Here is a 707-nt window from a genome sequence, read left to right as displayed (position 1 = left end):
AGCGAGTACCGCCGGATATTACTCAGCAGAGGCATGCGGCTAAGTAACAGTGTCAAAGCGCGGCAGTTGCTCTCCCTGTTTATTCAACAAATGGGTGAACTGGCCACGCAAAAGGCCATTAGCGTGAACTGCATTGGCTGGCATCACCACGCTTATGTGCATCCGCGCCTCACCTTTTACCCAAGCGAACACAGCAACAACCCGCGCATGGTGCTGCAAACCATGCACCCGATAGAAGGCTTTATTCAACAAGGCTGTAGCGACAGTTGGCGGCAGCACGTTGGCCGTTATTGTCTGGATAACCCGCTATTAATCGTTAGTGTTTGCGCTGCACTGGCTGCGCCTTTGTTGCATATGTGTGGGGTGGATGGTTTTGGTTTACACCTCTACGGTGCTAGCAGTACCGGTAAAACTGCAGCGCTGTATCCGGCATTATCGGTGTGGGGCGAGCCTAATCAGCTGCGCCACAGTTGGCGTGCCACGGCCAACGGTTTAGAAGGCACTGCGTTAGCCCATAACGATGCCTTACTGGCGCTCGATGAAATGGGCGAAGTTGACCCAAAAGAGGCGGGCGATGTCGCTTATATGCTTGCCAATGGCCAAGGTAAAACTCGAGCAGGCAAATACGGTGAAATGCGTTTACCCGCCCGTTGGCGTTTGGTGTTTTTATCCACTGGCGAAGTGACGCTCGAAAGCCATCTGGGCAG

Annotated in this window: 1 protein-coding gene; it reads left to right on the top strand. The window is 53.6% G+C overall.

Annotated features, from left to right (window positions below):
* A partial coding sequence (locus tag L655_RS0101260) for a DUF927 domain-containing protein (RefSeq protein WP_029751540.1) occupies positions 1-707 on the top strand: 707 nt, incomplete at both ends.

Origin of the sequence: Pseudoalteromonas sp. TAE79 (assembly GCF_000498015.1) — a bacterium.
Lineage (GTDB): Bacteria > Pseudomonadota > Gammaproteobacteria > Enterobacterales > Alteromonadaceae > Pseudoalteromonas.
The sequence above is the reverse complement of the archived record's forward strand: the minus strand, read 5'-3'. Positions and strand labels throughout refer to the sequence as shown.